The organism is Psychromonas sp. psych-6C06, assembly GCF_002835465.1.
Taxonomy (GTDB): domain Bacteria; phylum Pseudomonadota; class Gammaproteobacteria; order Enterobacterales; family Psychromonadaceae; genus Psychromonas.
Map to the genome: position 1 here is coordinate 188,528 of NZ_PIZM01000006.1, position 16,503 is coordinate 205,030.

Annotated in this window: 14 protein-coding genes; 1 reads left to right on the forward strand and 13 read right to left on the reverse strand. The window is 39.7% G+C overall.

Going from position 1 to position 16,503, the window contains the following annotated elements:
• Positions 1-59 precede the first annotated feature (59 nt).
• The 8 genes from CW745_RS09450 to CW745_RS09485 all read right to left on the reverse strand — a co-directional run bounded on the left by CW745_RS09450 (position 60) and on the right by CW745_RS09485 (position 10,716).
• The gene (locus CW745_RS09450) at positions 60-944 is read right to left on the reverse strand and encodes a carbon-nitrogen hydrolase (protein ID WP_101108407.1); all 885 of its coding nucleotides are present in this window, start codon (positions 942-944) and stop codon (positions 60-62) included.
• 13 nt (positions 945-957) lie between these two features.
• The gene (locus CW745_RS09455; RefSeq protein WP_101108408.1) at positions 958-2,007 is read right to left on the reverse strand and encodes an agmatine deiminase family protein; all 1,050 of its coding nucleotides are present in this window, start codon (positions 2,005-2,007) and stop codon (positions 958-960) included.
• 5 nt (positions 2,008-2,012) lie between these two features.
• On the reverse strand, positions 2,013-2,876 hold the full coding sequence (locus CW745_RS09460; protein WP_101108409.1) for a TIM barrel protein: 864 nt from the start codon (positions 2,874-2,876) through the stop codon (positions 2,013-2,015).
• Positions 2,876-4,216 carry a DUF6005 family protein gene (locus CW745_RS09465; protein WP_202973181.1) on the reverse strand — a complete coding sequence of 447 codons (1,341 nt, stop codon included), beginning with the start codon at positions 4,214-4,216 and terminating at the stop codon, positions 2,876-2,878. The genes CW745_RS09460 and CW745_RS09465 overlap by 1 nt, the downstream gene beginning before the upstream one ends.
• Positions 4,217-4,243: 27 nt before the next feature.
• Positions 4,244-5,536: an AMP-binding protein gene (locus tag CW745_RS09470; protein ID WP_101108410.1), complete on the reverse strand. Its 1,293-nt coding sequence runs from the start codon at positions 5,534-5,536 to the stop codon at positions 4,244-4,246.
• Positions 5,530-7,290 carry an IucA/IucC family protein gene (locus tag CW745_RS09475; protein ID WP_193755576.1) on the reverse strand — a complete coding sequence of 587 codons (1,761 nt, stop codon included), beginning with the start codon at positions 7,288-7,290 and terminating at the stop codon, positions 5,530-5,532. The genes CW745_RS09470 and CW745_RS09475 overlap by 7 nt, the downstream gene beginning before the upstream one ends.
• 13 nt (positions 7,291-7,303) lie before the next feature.
• Entirely contained in the window at positions 7,304-9,163 is a 1,860-nt protein-coding gene (locus CW745_RS09480; RefSeq protein ID WP_101108412.1) for an IucA/IucC family protein, read from the reverse strand.
• A gap of 209 nt (positions 9,164-9,372) precedes the next feature.
• Complete coding sequence (locus CW745_RS09485; protein ID WP_101108413.1) at positions 9,373-10,716, reverse strand: MATE family efflux transporter; 1,344 nt, start codon at positions 10,714-10,716, stop codon at positions 9,373-9,375.
• Positions 10,717-11,077: 361 nt separating this feature from the next.
• Between CW745_RS09485 and CW745_RS09490 the strand changes: the two genes are divergently transcribed.
• Positions 11,078-11,761, forward strand: a complete 684-nt coding sequence (locus CW745_RS09490) for a response regulator transcription factor (protein ID WP_193755577.1) — start codon at positions 11,078-11,080, stop codon at positions 11,759-11,761.
• A gap of 98 nt (positions 11,762-11,859) precedes the next feature.
• Here the strand turns inward: CW745_RS09490 and CW745_RS09495 are convergent, their stop codons facing one another.
• The 5 genes from CW745_RS09495 to CW745_RS09515 form a co-directional block, all read right to left on the reverse strand.
• Entirely contained in the window at positions 11,860-12,351 is a 492-nt protein-coding gene (locus CW745_RS09495; RefSeq protein ID WP_101108415.1) for a tyrosine-protein phosphatase, read from the reverse strand.
• Between the two features lie 13 nt (positions 12,352-12,364).
• Entirely contained in the window at positions 12,365-13,378 is a 1,014-nt protein-coding gene (gene arsB / locus CW745_RS09500) for an ACR3 family arsenite efflux transporter (protein WP_101108416.1), read from the reverse strand.
• A 29-nt stretch (positions 13,379-13,407) separates the two neighbouring features.
• Positions 13,408-14,199, reverse strand: coding sequence for a metalloregulator ArsR/SmtB family transcription factor (locus CW745_RS09505; RefSeq protein ID WP_101108417.1), 792 nt, complete (start codon positions 14,197-14,199; stop codon positions 13,408-13,410).
• A gap of 237 nt (positions 14,200-14,436) precedes the next feature.
• Positions 14,437-15,048, reverse strand: coding sequence for a hypothetical protein (locus CW745_RS09510; RefSeq protein WP_101108418.1), 612 nt, complete (start codon positions 15,046-15,048; stop codon positions 14,437-14,439).
• Positions 15,049-15,345: 297 nt separating this feature from the next.
• Complete coding sequence (locus CW745_RS09515) at positions 15,346-15,990, reverse strand: SRPBCC family protein (RefSeq protein ID WP_101108419.1); 645 nt, start codon at positions 15,988-15,990, stop codon at positions 15,346-15,348.
• Between the last annotated feature and the right edge of the window lie 513 nt (positions 15,991-16,503).

The window sequence follows — 16,503 nt, forward strand, 5'->3', positions numbered from 1 at the left end:
AACTTATTGCTATTCGTTGACCTATTCACGGGGTGATGATTAATTACTGATCCTAAAGATTAATCACAGTAAAGGCGGGCTAAATCGTGATAATGATCGATACGTCGATCACGGAAAAATGGCCAAATACGTCTAATATTTTCGGTACGTGCCAGATCAATATCAGCCATAATAACGGCCGATTGATCCTCCGGTGCTTGTGCAAGTATTTCTCCTTGCGGGCCACAAATAAAGCTGTTTCCCCAAAACTGAATACCTGCACTGGCTTGGCTACTATCAGCTTCAAATCCGACACGGTTACAAGCGAGCACTGGTAAACCATTTGCCACTGCGTGACCCCGTTGTACTATTTCCCAAGCGTTCTGCTGGCGTTGTTGCTCATCGTTTGTGTCTTGTGGATCCCAACCAATCGCCGTGGGATAAATAAGGAGTTGTGCGCCGGACATTGCCATTAAACGAGCTGCTTCTGGAAACCACTGATCCCAGCATACCAATACGCCTAATTTTCCTAATGATGTTTGAATTGGCTTAAAGCCCCCATCACCGGGTGTAAAATAAAATTTTTCATAAAACCCGGGATCATCGGGAATATGCATTTTTCTATATTGTCCTGCGATTGCTCCGTCTGTATCTAATACAACTGCAGTATTGTGGTAAATCCCTGGGGCTCGTTTTTCAAATATAGATGCGACGATCACGATATTCAATGATGAGGCAACGCTGGCAAGACTCACTGTTGTTGTGCCGGGAATGCTTTCTGCTAAATCAAAGTGCGCGACAGATTCTATCTGGCAAAAGTAGAGTGAGCTGTGTAGCTCTTGAAGCACAACGAGGTTTGCTCCATTTTTTGCCGCTTTTTTAATTTCTTTGATGCTGTTTTCTAGGTTTTTTTGTTTATCTGCCGTGTTACTTTGTTGAATCAAGGCAGCTGTAATTCGTGTCATGAGAGTTCCTGTCTTAGTCTTTTATCGTGCCAAGAAATCCTTGTGGTAACTGCATTGTTAAACAGTGCAGACTTCCAAATTGTTCGATGATGGGTTGACAATTAATGGCGATAATTTGGTGTTTAGGGAATGCTTTTGCAAAGCGATTAAGGGCAATGTCATCTTCTGGCACTTGGTAGGTAGGGACTAACACCGCGTTGTTAATGATTAAAAAATTGGCGTATGTTGCCGGTAAGCGTTCATTATCGAAATTATATTGTGCACTCGGCAAAGGTAACTCAACTAACTGATAGGGTTGCTCAAGGCTATTTGTAACTCCCTGTAATTGTCTTTTCATCGCTTTAAGTACGGGGTAATGCGGGTCATTTTTATCTTGGCAACCTTGAAAAATAATTTGATTGTTAGGAGCAAATCTGGCCAATGTGTCGATATGTGCATCGGTATCATCACCCACTAAAGACCCTTGTTCTAACCACAATATTTTTTTTAGTTGAAAGCGTTTTAATAGGTACGCTTCAATCTCTTTTTGCGATAGATGTGGGTTTCTATTTTGATTTAATAGGCAGGTTTTAGTGGTTAATAAACACCCTTGTCCATCGCTTTCGATTGCCCCTCCTTCTAGCACAAAATCGAGATGTTGATATTCTGTTATTGCTAACTGCTCCAGTATGGCGTGATTTATTTGGTTATCTAGGTCACTGTTATATTTATTGCCCCAGCCATTAAAGGTAAAATTTAATACGCGAATTGCTTGTTGATCATTGATTAACGTAATAGGACCATGATCACGCGCCCATGTATCGTTGCTAGCAGCAATAACAAAAATGATGTTAGTAATATCTTCTCCTATTTCAGTAAGTTGAGATATGACATGCTGTTGCAACAAAGGTGTGTGGCAGACAATCACAACGCGTTGAAATTGGCTAATGATGGTAACTAATTGCCGGTAAATAGATTCTATTTTAGGTAATTTGTCAGCCCAATCCGTCTCTTGATGGGGCCAAGTTAATAGTGTGGCATCTTGTTTCGCCCACTCTGCGGGTAAGTAGTATGAGTTACTCATTTGATTTATATACCGACCACGTTTTTGAGTGGTGCTTCACTTTGTTGATAAAGTTGTTGCATCAGGTAGCGATCACGATTGAGGGTTTCTTTGCAATCTCCTCCAAACCATTCCAATGAAGCATCGATGCTTTTGATGTGCGTCTCTCTATGTTCATTAACGTATTGTAAAAAAGCTTTGTAGTTTACTGCACCTTCGAACAGCGAGATCATCCCTTCTCGAGATCCCGAAGCTGAATACACTGTCGTTGGTGTGAAGACATCTAAGTACTCCTCCGAGATAATATTTTTTAAATGAAAGTGATCGATATGTTCGAGCAAAGCCTCTAAGGCGGGTATTACCTCTGCCTTTGATTCCCAAATATGTAGGACATCAAAGTTAATTTTAAGGTTGCTTCTTGCAACATGTTTAAGCAGTTCCAAAGTAGAGTCGACAGTGTCTGCATAAGTATTGGGGTGGGTTTCAATAATCAAACTTAATTGATAATGTGCTAGCCAATCACACGCTTTTTGTAACTGTGCGACGAGTTGTTTAAAGGACGCTGGCGAGGTTGCTTTACTTGCGCTTCCTCCTGCAAAGGTGCGAATTTTTTTTGCCCCCCAGTGTACCGCTAATTGTGCTAATTGTTGCACTGATGCTTTTAATACCGGCTCAGGACTATCGAGCGGTAAATAATCGCTGATCATCGTTGTTCTTAGGTTATAGCCTGCTAACCATTGCTCATTATAGCGCGGCTGGTCGGCTAAATTTTTAGCGTGTGCTCCCCAAAGTTCAATACCTTGAAAATGATTTTTTTGTGCCCAATCCGCTATCTCTTCAATAGAGATAAGTTGATGGCGAAAGGAGATGGTACAAATGGATAGGTTCATTATAATGCCTCTACAAAACAAGTTGTGGCAACGGTTTCACTGTGCTTTAGTGCTTGCTTTCGCCATTGCGTAAATAACATATTTAGTTGTGCTTTGATGCGGTACTCTCTTTCATCTTGTTGCTCAAGTAGCGTGAATATTTCATTTTTCTCTGTTTCAAAATGCTTACTTTGATGGTCATGAGAGGCTATTTTCATCGCTCTAAATTGAATTTTTTTATACGTTTCAACAAGCGTCTCAATAACGTCACACCATTTTTCAAATTCATCAAATTTCTGCTCAAATACACCGAGCTCTGTCCAGAAAAAGGCGAGGCCATGTTCATAGGCATATTTTCTAATTGCAAGTACGGGTAATTGATTGAGTGCAGATGAGAGTTCACTCAGTGTTGCGTTGCTAATATGGTGTTGAATAATGCTACGCACTGCATCTGTCATTGGATTCGTGTCAGCATTAAAACAGGCAATATAGTAATCATAAATAGCTTGCGAGGGTGTCGGTCTAATTTCTGAGCTATCGAAGTAATAGCCTCCGGAAACGGCAGGGGAGTCGATTGAGGTTAATACTTGTGCCTTATTTTGTCTGCCTTGCCAACGAAAATCGGGATCAATCATCATTAACGAATCAGGATCTTCGCAGTTTTCAAGCAAGACATAATGCGGGAAAGGGTTTTGGTTAAACTTATTTTCACGTTCAGGTAGTAAAAACATATCTAGCATGACCATTACATTTTGGCTTGCTGTTTTGTTATCTAGCACCTGTAACAAGCGTTGAATATTTTGCTGTTTACTGCGGTTATCTTGGTACCAAGCTGTTAGTGTCACGCCATAAAGCGTTTTATACCATTGTTTGAAAAAGTCATGGTTAATGTTTTCGGAGTGATAGTTAATGTGAACGTTCTCATCAACAACAACATCAGCGTCCCAGACACCAAAATAGAATGGTCGGTGATCAACACGTGCATCGGCTTTGATCATTTCACATAGGCAACTGACGAAACAATGTACCTTTATATCTTCAAACTCTTCATCATCTGCTGTTCCTGTTGCGTTACTATGTGGCTGAACAGATTGACCGCTCTCGCTTTGTTTTAATAAAAAGTCAGCAAGGCTGTTGACGGTCGCGAAATCAGCTTCGCTAAAAGCCGTGTCAGGCACCTCAATGCATAAATTAACTTCTAAATTGATCAGCAACTGCATTAATAACACGGAATCTAAATACAGGTCTTCATTTAAACGGGCCTCTGGACTAAAAGCGGAAACGGTCGATAAATTTAACTCTGCAGTGAGTACATGTTGAATCGCGTCGATAATGGCTTTTTTTTGTATCGCATTTTGCATGGTTATAATTCTTACTGGTTGTTGGTCTTAAGCTGGCTGTAAGGCTGACTGTTGACGTTGCGTTTGAAAGTCATTGGCTATCTGTTTACGGTTCACTTTGCCATTTGCTAAGCGCGAAATAGTGGTGACTTGTTGTAGATGATGTGGGACTTGATAAGCGGCTAATTGTTGACGACACCAATCCCTCATTTGTGCTTCATCGATATTATGTTCGCTTCGGTACTGCAGACAAACTCGCTGACCTGCAAAGGGATCCTCAATTTTAAACACCACTGCATCAATGATCTGCGGGTGGGTCAATATGATATCTTCGATCTCTTGTGGGTAGACATTGAGGCCAGCGACAATGATGGTGTCATCTAAACGGGCAATAAAGCGTAAGGTAAGATCGCCCTGATTGTTTTCTGCTAGAAAGCCTAAATCTTGTGTATGAACGCAATGCTGTGTGCCATTAATATCAATCTGGGCAATAATCTCCGCAGGTTGGTTTTTGTTAAGGCTACTATCGATTGAAATATGAGGAAGTGGCGTACCGATATCATTGGCATATTGCATCGATTTACTGATACTAATACAGCCTGCCTCTGAGCAACCATATTGTTGATATAAATGTGTAATACGTTGTTTTAACTGATCGAATAAAGGCGTGCTCATGATCGTCCCTGAGGTCATTGCTGCCGGTAGTTGCGTATTTTTAGGCCATAAACGCATGAGTCCCTGTAACATAGTCGGTGACGTGTAAAGTAATGGCGATGCCACACTTTGTAAGGTTTTAATGAGAAATTTAGGGTTAATATTCGTGACAATGATTGGCTGTTGACCACGTTCAAGAGCAACCATTACACCAGAGATTAGCCCATACGAGTGTGTGACAGGGCAGGCAATAACAGGTGTTGTTGTCGCCGTTTGCTTAAAACAACTTATGTAATTTTTGATCTCTACTTGAATCGCTTCCCAGCTTCGTTTAATGCATTTAGGCTCACCGGTGGTGCCAGAGCTCATCTGAATTAAACCAGCTTGATGTTCATCTTGCACAGTACTGTTTAGCGTATGAATATTCCCTAAATCTTGATAAAACAGCACACTACAACCTGCTTTCACTGCTAATTTTTTAGCGGTGTGTAATGGAGTGCTTGGATGAATAGGCATTACTGATAGACATTTTTTTTGCGCATATGCACACAGTGCTAGCCAGATAATATTCTCCGTTAAACAGACTGCTATGTTGTCTGCATCGGTTAGTTGCTCCATCTCTGCAAAACGTTGTTCATATTGTGCGAAGTCAGCTTCGCTGTAGTAGGTATCGTTAATGGTTAGCATGTCAGGCTCCGTGTTTTTGTTACGTGCAGAGGAGAAATGATGGGAGAAACGCGGAGCAAGGGGTTATTGACCGTGTGATGAAACTCGCTGGCAGCAGTCGGGCTCAATTTCTTTTTGATCAAAGACTCAGTTTGTACGCTAGGCTGATGAATATCCATTTTTCGAATACGTGCTTCATCGGTTTGACCTGTCTGTTGATAATCAACAAAGGCTTGATAAATATGTTGCCAAAAATCACTTTCATTAAATTGGTAGTGATCTTCAAGTAATGTGGCTAAGTCACTTAAATTAAAGACAAATAGTGTATCAATTACCAGCTCTCTTAAGGCTTCTACATCCTCCATCCAATAATATTGATTTGGTTCTGCGTGTTGATAAACCGCTTCTAACGCTAAAAAGTCAGGTGTTAATGCTGGCGTTTTTAAGAAACTGGGCACGTACTCTAGGCTTTCGTGAAAATCTCGTAGTGTGATGTGGGTTGGCCAGCCTTGTTGGTGTTGCAAAATTAAGTTTTGTGCATGTGCTTCTAGGGCAATGCCATGATGTACTAGCAAATGCCAGATAGGTAAAACTGCTGTTTTAATTAATTGTTCTAACCAAGCTTGGCAACCATATTCTTGAATCCACGGATCAATAAAAGGCAAAGTGTCCTTTTCAATAATGCTAAGTGCAACAAAAGGAACGCTATTCATCGGCGCATGTTTATTCATTAAACTCTCGCGGAAAATAACACCCGTTTGGCCATCAAGCGCATGTAACCATGCAAGAGGTGATTCATCTGTTTGTGTGCGCATACGAATGCCTGCGTATTCAGGCAACAATGTTATATGCCGCTGTAGGTATTGATCGCTTTTAACAATCTCTGTTAACCAGTTTGTTAATATTGGTGCCGTGCAAATAGAGTGACTTTCAATGGTGCGTAATGAAGAGGTATTAACCATATTCAGCGGTAATTTTATATTGGCCTTTTTAGGTTGGCTGATATTTAATAGAGTACGCACTGAAATACTGGCTTGGTAGTGATCTCCGGCACTGCCTAAATCGATGATCTCTTTAGTCGCTAGAGGGATAGAGAACTGTGTTTGTAGATTTTGCCATTGCCAAGGGTGAATGGGTAATAAACTATATTTTTCAAAGGTTGCCTGTGCATCGGTTAAGCGTTGTTGTAATTGCTGATATATATTCTCGCCTAATTCTTGTAACCAGAATAACTGTATGTCCTCGCTATTAAGTTGGTGTTTTAATAACGCACGATCAACCGCAAGCCAATGAAGCTGAAAAGGATTACGTGATTCGGGGCCATAGTCATGGTGATCTTGCGCAGTAAATCCCGTTCTGGCTTTGAAACAAGGGTGATACGGATGCCCCTCATCAATGGCAGATTCTAGTTGTGTATAAGGCAATTCACGTCGGCTAGCGAGTCTAGGTAAATTCTGCTGATTCCAGTTACAAAGCGTGATGGTTTGCATTAATTCTGTGCGTAATTTTTTTTGTAAACAAGCCGTTGTGGGTAACTGCTTCACTAACTCATCGATTTTTGGTGCGTGCCACTGTTCGCCTATTTTGCAGAATATTTTATCTGCATGTAAACGAATACGCGCAAATCCAGCTATTTTACCCGTCGCCTTATAATCTTGGTTATTTAGTTGAAAAGTAAATACGCCATGTTGTAGCTGGTAATTAATCACACCTTCAAAAAGTAACGCTTCAATAAGTTGCTTAATAACGCGTTGCTCGCTGCTTATTTGAGTCACTACTCGGTTCGTTTTAAGCTGATTCAAGGTAGGCCTCATTTTTGTTGTTCATTAGGTCTATCACCGTTGCCGAAAAGCGGTAAAGCGGGTTTTTTATCGCGGTATAAATTGCTAATTCTTGGTCTGCTTGTAACTCATCTACATCACTAATACGTGTTAATAAATTTCCTTTACAGGGAATGTCACGACGCGTTAATAATGATTCTACAAGGGGTATACCAACACTGTTCAATTGCGCTAGTAACTGTTTTAACTTATGTTGCGTGACCTCCAGTAATTCATTTTCTGAAACTAATTGATCGATTCCAAAACGGTTGATCACTGAAAATAATTGATTAATAAATAAGTAATAGCTGAAGCGATCACAAATCACTTCATCGTCATAGAAGAGATCTAAAGTTTTATGCAGGTTGGGCTCCATCGCTAATAATTGTTCGCGTAGATGATTAGAAAGATAGAAGCCTTGGTTATCGCGATAATAATAGCGACTTGGTATCCCATCGCTCACATCTAATAGTGAGTTTTGCTGGTGGGCTTCGAGCGCAATACCATAGCTATCATATAGCTTGATAGCAGACTCAATTGCACACTGCCAATAAGCATCAAACCATTGCAAACTGGCTTCTCTTTTGCTGATATTGCTTTTACTGGCCAGCGTTGTAATGATTTTTGTTAATGGTGAATCTTCCGTTGGATTTAACGGCGCTTGCATTAAGGCCGCAATAGATTGCACGTTGACACTTTTACTGTCTGAATTTGCACCTGCATAAAAAGGATTTTCTCTGATGATAAGTTCAAAACCACTCTCTACTTTTTCAGGCAAGGTTAAAGTCATATAAGCGGGATCATCGATCGTATTAAAATGTGGGATAGTGTCTGAGAAATCATGATTGCGTAGCAAATTCCCCATGTTTAACCCTGCGTCGAGTTCATGCTCCATATTTTTACGTAATGAATTAGTGATTTTGACTGGGATAGACAACTTGATCATGAACGGCAGATCATCACAATAGAGTGTTCGTACTGAAGAGGTCGGTGTAAAAGTTGCTCCCATTGCGCCAACATCTGTGATTGCTCCCTGTGTGATTAACGTTTTAATGTCGTCTTGATGTAATAACCATTGTGCTTGAAGTGGATGTACCGGAATAAGTTGTTGTGTATCGTTGAGTGATGCTAGTCGCTCTTTATTAGGCGCTTTATCGACGATAAGCTGAATAATATCCGCTGCTGTTTCTGGCAAAATAGAGGATTCACGCACTAATGTGCGGTCTACTGCAAAAAAATGCAATTGAAATTCAGACGCCAGCTCTGGCGTGTAATGTTGATGTTGCCACTGATGAATTCCCTGTCGAGACTTCGGAGTTGGGTGTAGCCAATGACCAAAAAGTATTGATTGCTCAGAATTAATAAAAGAAGGGGTCTGCAGTGACGGATCTTCAAAGCGTGCCGCAATATAATCTTGCATCACTTGATGGCTTTCTAGCGTGCGTGCCAGTAGCTCCATTTTATTTTGGTTCAGTGATTCACTGCAATGAACGTCATCTGCATGGTAAATGTTGTTAATTAATAACAAAATAGTGGAAAGATGATCAATCGCTTGCCATTGCCAATGGTTATTCTTTTTCTGGTAGACATCACTAACAACATGGCGACCAACGAGTGAATAATAGGTCAGCCCTATTGCTAAGGAAGTCTCCACATTGTTTAGTTGTAACTCTAAAACGTAAAACGTATCAGGACTAAAAGATAAGCTTGTTTTTTGTTGCCAGTCACTATTGATATGCAATACGCCCGCATCAATTTCTCTTAAGTAACAATTTATAAATGATTGAAATGAAGCATTATTTGCTATTTTTTCAGCAACTACAGTCATTTTATCTTCCCTGTTTTATTAAATAATATTGGCAGGCATACTAATGATAATCATTATCACTTTCAAAAGGTTTTACAATTGTTACTTTATTTCTGCTGGCGAATAAGCAAAGGCAGGCTTTTCCGGATAAATATCTATTATAGAAGGGGATTTAGAGGAAAATTTCCCCTTTGAAAACAGTGAAAATATGCTTCAAAGGGGGAGGTGAATTAGGTAACTTTCGGCCAATGACGATAGCAAAACCAAAGTGCAATTAGAAAAGCCAGCCACTCTGCAATGGGCAATGCAATTAAGAAAAGAAATGCAGAGTCGTGTTGTTCAAATAACAAATAGCAGATGAGCAAAAGCGTTATCGGTAGTATTAACCCCCTTAATAAAGCGATGATCGTAGAAGGGGCCGGCTGATGAATCGCGGTTAAATAACAGCTTAAGATAATATTTAACCCATTCACTAAAAATAAAGGCCAAATTAAAAGAATAAGTTGTGAGGTCATCACTGCAACATTGTCAGCATCATGATTTAAAAACCATGATATAGCGGTTTGTTGCCAAATTAGAATCAGCAAAATAATCAATACACCGAGTGCCAATGTAGTACTAATAGCGGTAAGTAAAAATTGGCGCATTCGCAGTATGTTTTTAGCTCCAAAATTTTGGCTAACCAATAGATGCAACGCATCAGCAATACCGTAACTCAGCATCACACTCAGGAAAATAAAGTAATTAACGACGGTAAAAGCAGCTACGCCATCAATGCCTAAGCGAGAAATCAGTAATATGTTAAGTAATAAAAATAGCAAGCCAACGGAGGCTTCGTTAACAAACTCTGAAATACCGTTATAGGCGGAACGAAGAAACATATGCCAATCACGTTTTTCTAGTGCGAATATCAAGGTCTTTCTGGGGCTGATAAAATATCGCGCTAAGATTAAAAATTGTATTAATTGCGCGATAGCAGTGGCATAGGCTGCGCCAACCAAGCCTAAGTCTAAGCCTAAAATAAACCACGCATCCAAGACAATATTTACCACTGCACCGCTTACTAAGGCGGTTGTCGCTAATTTAAGATGGTCGTCGGCGCGAACAAAATAATACAGCACCATGGTAAGTAACTGGAGAATAAATACCCATCGAATAACTGAAAAATAGCTCTGAACTAAATCGACCATTGACTCTGGAACATTCAGTAAGCTGAAAAGTTGTGTTTCGAAAATCAGACTTAATAATGAAAAAAACAGGGTGATCAGCACTACGGCGATCAATGATTGACTAAAGATCTTTGAAGCGGAAGGTGTATCCTGTTCGCCAATAAACTTTCCTGCACTTACCGCGCCTCCGATCGCAATCATCAAAGCCACAGATATCATCAGCGTAAAGTAGGGCATTAATAGTGTAATCGCGGCTAGCGCATTAGCACCGACTGCATTACCGACAAAAATACCATCAACTAAACTTGCTGTTGTAATGGCAACGAGGCCAATAATAGAGGGCAGTACATAATAAAAAAAGGTACTAACTATACGTCCTGTTAATACAGGGCTAGTGCTTTGCATACAAAAATATCCTAATAGAACAACCGCTATTTTGAGCGAACTCAAAAGGGAAGTGTGAATAATATTGGCTGACTGTTAGCCCTGCTGGGTAGGTAACTCCCCTGTGGGTTTAGTCATAAAATGTGTTTAATGGGCGAGTTAACGTGAGTCTTTACATTTTAAGTAACCTGTATTTTTATAAATAGAAGAGGATAAAAAATACAGGTTTTATTTTTTATCCATAAAAATCAGATAGTAACGATACGCTTTATTTTTATGTTCTCCCAAAACTGGCGCCATGATATAAATATAAAAAATATATTGCAAACGATATTGATTCTTATTATTGTTAATAGAAGAGAAAATATTAAAGGATTGTACTGTGTCAAATAGCAAGGTGCTTATCATTGATGATGACGCCAAATTCAGTGAAAAATTATCTGCTGTATTACAAGATAACGGTTTTGATGTTGAGCAAAGTTATTCTAGTGAAGAGGGATTAATCGAAGCAAAAATGTCGCATTTTCAATTGATTATGGTGGCGACCATCTTACCTGCGTTAGATGGTTTTTTTGTATTAGAAAAGTTACGTAAACAAAGCGATATCCCGGTTATTATGCTGTGTAATCGAGATTGTGAGCAGTTGCGCCTTGAGGGCTACAGAAAGGGAGCAGATGATTATTTAGTTAAATCATTTAGTTTCACTGAGATAATGGTACGTATTCAAACTTTATTGAGACGTACTTTAGGTGTCCCTTTTAGTCAATCTGAGAAGCTAGAGTGCAACGGGTTAATGCTTCAAAAACGCGAGCAATTAGTGTGTTATGACAATAAAAATATCATTCTTACACCAATTGAATTTAGATTACTTTGGACCTTAGTCGACAGTCGCAAGCAAGTATTAAGTAAGCCCTATTTGTATCAAATTGTTTTAGATCGACCCTTTAAACCCTTTGATCGCACGCTAGATATGCACCTCAGTCGTATTCGTAAAAAGCTGGTGGAAATTGGCATGAATGGCGATTGTTTACGCACAATTCATGGCAAAGGTTACCGCTTTTCTTAGCCTAAGTGCTGATTTTGCCCAAATGGCTCTTTTACGAAAAACGTTATCTTTTTTATGGCTAGGGCAGATCCTCGCGAGAGGATCCTTCTCGTTTTTATTCATCGGTATGAATTAAAGTAATCGAGTTGAACTGGGTATTTAAGCGCTTTAGGGCGTAACGCTTGTACTTCTTTAATCACTTTTTCAGCAGGCCAACCAAAGGCTAAAAGAATCAAACCAATTACCAAACCAGTTCGACCTGAGCCACCTTTACAATGTACTGCAACGGTGCCTTTATTATGGATAACTTGCAGGATCTCTTCTTTATGTTGGTGCCACTTATCTTCAAATGCTTTTTCTGGCGCAGCATCATCTAAAATAGGCAGTTGTAACCATCTAATATCATGCTGTGCACATTGTTCTGGTAACGATTGTGCATTATTTTTATGACGCTCTTCATCAAACATTAACGTTAACAGCATGTTTGTGCCTGCCTTTTTTAATGTACTTATTGAGGCGTCTAATGAAGCATCTTTAGTGCCAGGGCAAGGGGTGAAAATAAGTTGAGCGCCATTCTCTAGTGTTAAAATATCGTAAGGGTGTATTTGCATGGTAATGTCCATTTTATTTAAACCAATGTTGTGTGCGATTAATGATAGCAACCAGTGAAAGCATGATCGGTACTTCGACTAAGACACCAACGACAGTGGCAAGTGCTGCGCCTGAGTGTAAGCCGAAGAGCGAAATAGCAACGGCTACTGCGAGCTCAAAGAAGTTAGAGGTACCAATTAAACTCGCTGGGCCTGCGATGTTATGAGCTAATTTCATCCATTTTGCGATGGCATAAGTGATAATGAAAATAGCAAACGTTTGAAGTGTGAGTGGAATGGCGATCAACAAGATGGTGAGTGGTTGGGCAATAATCGTTTCTGCTTGAAAACCAAAGAGTAAAGCGACAGTTGCTAATAAACCGATCATCGACCAAGGCTTCATTTTCTGCAGTAAAGACGGCAGCGCATCACTACCGCGTTTATTGAGTATTTTTCTGGTTAATACACCGGCAATTAACGGTAATAGAACATACAAAATGACAGAGTAGAGTAAGGTTTCCCAAGGCACCTGAATATCACTGACACCAAGTAAAAAGGCAGAAAGTGGGGCAAAGGCAAAAATCATAATGATATCGTTTACAGACACTTGAACTAGGGTGTAGTTAGGATCGCCTTTCGTAAGCTGTGACCAGACAAAAACCATGGCTGTACAGGGGGCAACACCGAGCAATATCATACCTGCAATATATTCTTGGGCAGAAGCTGGGTCTACAAAGTCGATAAAGAAAACACGGAAAAATAACCAGCCAATTGCGGCCATCGTAAAGGGCTTAATAAGCCAGTTAACGATCACGGTTAAAATAAGTCCCTTAGGGCTTTTACCTACATTTTTAATCGCTGAAAAGTCTATTTGTACCATCATTGGATAAATCATTACCCAGATACAAAGCGCAATCACAATATTGACATGCGCAATTTCTAAGTTAGCAATTTGTTGAAAAATAGCGGGTTGCCATAAGCCCAATAACACGCCTGTAGCGATACTTATTGCTACCCAGACAGAAAGATAACGTTCAAATATCCCCATCTTAATTTCCTTAATCATTAATGTATCAATTAGCCACAAATAGCGACTTTATTAGGGCGAGTTTGCATCTTTGCTAAACGCTGTAATGACTCGCTGATAAGCGAACAGTTGTTTTCTGTTGTTTGTGCGATGACGGATTTAGCCCATTGTGGTAACTCATAATTAATGCGATAAAATACCCATTGTCCATGCTTTCTTGTGCTGAGAATGTTTGCTTTTTTTAATACCGCGAGGTTACGTGAAACTTTCGGTTGGCTATCTTCTTGTAGCGCATGCATTAATTCACACACGCAAAGCTCACCATGGTAATGGGTGAGCATTAGCGTCTTTAAACGAATATCGTCGGTTAAACACTTATAAAAAGAGATCGGATCAAAAGTTGACTCTGTTTCTTTATTCGAATCTGATTTAGATACAATTAATAGAAACATAGATATGCGGCTATTTAATTCATTCAGTGTGCTTATAAAAGGGTTATCAGTTAAACGTGTTTTTGGATCTGGGAAATCCCAGGCTAATTGTTGTATGGCACCTGGATAATGCCGACATTCATTATTCGCTTTATCGCAAAGAGTGATCACGTAATCAAACTGCTTTCCTGAAAATTCACTGATGTTTTGTGATTTAAGATCTTTGCTTGATAAGCCAAAAACCTCAATTGCATTAAGCGCGCGCTCATCAATTTTTTCAGGGTGAGTGCCTGCACTATAAACCTCAAATTTATCAGCTGCCTTAAAGCGCAATAATGCTTCTGCCATTTGCGAGCGAGCAGAGTTGCCTGTACATAGGAATAGAACACTTATTTTTTTATTTTGGGACATAAAAACTCTCACAGGAATGTTATATTCGATATAGTGTATATATGTTTTGTTGTATGTTCAATGCGAAGGGGTAATTAAGTATATTAGCCACTATGGAACCCTTGAAATGCCAAGTGACAAGCATTGTTGATAACGAATAGCAGTGCTCTTTTATTATTTTCCGTGTAGGAAAGGTGAGCATGGCGAGTTTAAAAAAATGTTGGTCACTATTCTTTTTTACAGTGGCGAGAGCGACGGTCAACACACAGAAATTGCAATGTTAAATTGGCTCGTAATAGGTCCTTTGATGTTATGGGTTTCATAGGTACAAAATTGAATTTTTTTTATTATTAAGCTATCCAGTGGCAATGCATTGGATTTTCCTGCCACGGTTTCTAGGTTATCGATAGTCACCTCCTTTGCATAGTAGCCGAGGGTAATGTGCGGTTCGAAAACATGCGAATCATCGCCCTGAGAAATAGAGTGAAGCAATTTTCTTATTTTTGACACGCCATTCTTTGCAGAGTAAACGCTAACAATCGGACAGTGTGCATAGGAAGCGACACCCCGCCAGCAAAGTTCAATGTTGTTATCATTAGCGCGGTGTAATAATCTCATTTGGCGCTCAACGGTTTTCCATTTATCCGAGTCCATAAGCCCAACTGTTGCAATCGTGACATGGAAGAAGCGTTGATAGTTAGCTTGAAGGTGGGGACGAAAGGCTGATTCCAGCTTATTCAAGCGTTCAAGCCAAGCACCATCTTCAATTTTGATGCACCAAAAGCCATAGTCTTTCACACCTCGATGCCACTCTACATGGTCAATATCCGCAAGCACTTTAGTTGTTACAGCGTCTGTTAAGTGTTCCATTTTATATCTTATAAAAGTATGAATGGTGCAGTATTACATATTGTTCTGGCTAAGTATTCTTGATGGCCTAGGGTCTGTTGACCTTTCGAGTTTATTTTTGCAACACGCTCTGACCTTGCTCTATTTGACTACGTCAAACAGTACGCAAGACAAAACTAAAAGACGTTTTGCTATCTGTTAGATGAAATTCGCTTAGAATGACTAAGCCACATTCCGTCTTTCTTGCTCAAAACGCGTTGTGTTGAACAAAATTTAAAGGGCAAAGATCAACAGACCCTAGCACATTACTTTTCACACTTAATAAGCAAAATCAGAAAGGTGACTTTCCTCAATTATCTGTTGTAGTTTTTTAAGGTCACTCTTTGTATTTTTTATTAATTCTCGATTGAAAATAAAGGCGGGGACGTTACCTGCGGGGTCTATCCATGTTTGGTATTGGACCTCTAACACTGAATCAGACAGTTCACGTAACTGCCACTTGGACTCTACTGCCTGCAGCCGTAAATAATCTTCGTTTTCTGGCACCCTATCACTACAGGAATAAATATTAATGATTGTTAATGAGTCTTCAAAGGCGGTCTCAACACATGTAATTAATTCTCTATCGCGAAAGGGCCAAGGGCTATTAAGCAGGGTTCTTAGCAAGTATTGGTGGTTGTTATATACGGCTAATACTTGTAAGTCTTCTACGCGGGTTAACCATTGTGAAGTTTTATCAATATCAGATAACACTCTAAAAACCAGCGCGCGTGATTGATTGGTCTGAAAGCGCGCCTCTACTTGTTTAAAGTGACTGTGTGCAAGTTCGTTTAATTGTATCTCTATAGTCGATTCAGGAGGGGGTGATGTAGCAGGTTTAGGATCATTTACCAGTACGCAAGCCGATAAGAATAAACAACCCACAGAGATGAGATAGGCTCTTAATATTTTTAAATTTATCATCGATGTTCAACCCCAAGGTTTTAAAGTAACCATAGTTTAAAACACAGCAGGTCGCTGTGTTTTATTCAATACGTAACAAAGCAATAAACGGGGTGTTATTGTTAAGCATTTAGTTTGAGCATGGGCAATTTTAAAAAAACATCTCAGAATAAACTTAAAAGGTGACTATATCTCTGAATAATATAGTTAAATCGTTATACCTTAGAAAACCTCGCTTGGTGAGGCGTTAATTCACTACCACTTGCTTGTATAATTGGCGTATATAAATCAGGTCTTCGCCCTCGAATCCAACGCCTTCCAGTACACATATCAAGGGTTTTTGCTTCCAGTTTGGCAACAATAATATCGTCTTCGACACTTGTAGGCTTAGCTATCTAAATAAGTGAAAGAGAAGGGGATACTTGAGAAAAAACTACTGCGCTTTAGTGGTCTCTTTTTATCACGGCTTCATCGCATTGCTCATCTTTAGGTGTTACCTCTGGTATTTAACAATGTGTAACAGTTGTAAAACTA

Bases quoted from the DNA above. Each gene is read 5' to 3' on its own strand.
- CW745_RS09450 (WP_101108407.1), bottom strand. From the start codon at position 944: ATGACACGAATTACAGCTGCCTTGATTCAACAAAGTAACACGGCAGAT.
- CW745_RS09455 (WP_101108408.1), bottom strand. From the start codon at position 2,007: ATGAGTAACTCATACTACTTACCCGCAGAGTGGGCGAAACAAGATGCC.
- CW745_RS09460 (WP_101108409.1), bottom strand. From the start codon at position 2,876: ATGAACCTATCCATTTGTACCATCTCCTTTCGCCATCAACTTATCTCT.
- CW745_RS09465 (WP_202973181.1), bottom strand. From the start codon at position 4,216: ATGCAAAATGCGATACAAAAAAAAGCCATTATCGACGCGATTCAACAT.
- CW745_RS09470 (WP_101108410.1), bottom strand. From the start codon at position 5,536: ATGCTAACCATTAACGATACCTACTACAGCGAAGCTGACTTCGCACAA.
- CW745_RS09480 (WP_101108412.1), bottom strand. From the start codon at position 9,163: ATGACTGTAGTTGCTGAAAAAATAGCAAATAATGCTTCATTTCAATCA.
- CW745_RS09485 (WP_101108413.1), bottom strand. From the start codon at position 10,716: ATGCAAAGCACTAGCCCTGTATTAACAGGACGTATAGTTAGTACCTTT.
- CW745_RS09495 (WP_101108415.1), bottom strand. From the start codon at position 12,351: ATGCAAATACACCCTTACGATATTTTAACACTAGAGAATGGCGCTCAA.
- arsB (WP_101108416.1), bottom strand. From the start codon at position 13,378: ATGGGGATATTTGAACGTTATCTTTCTGTCTGGGTAGCAATAAGTATC.
- CW745_RS09505 (WP_101108417.1), bottom strand. From the start codon at position 14,199: ATGTCCCAAAATAAAAAAATAAGTGTTCTATTCCTATGTACAGGCAAC.
- CW745_RS09510 (WP_101108418.1), bottom strand. From the start codon at position 15,048: ATGGAACACTTAACAGACGCTGTAACAACTAAAGTGCTTGCGGATATT.
- CW745_RS09515 (WP_101108419.1), bottom strand. From the start codon at position 15,990: ATGATAAATTTAAAAATATTAAGAGCCTATCTCATCTCTGTGGGTTGT.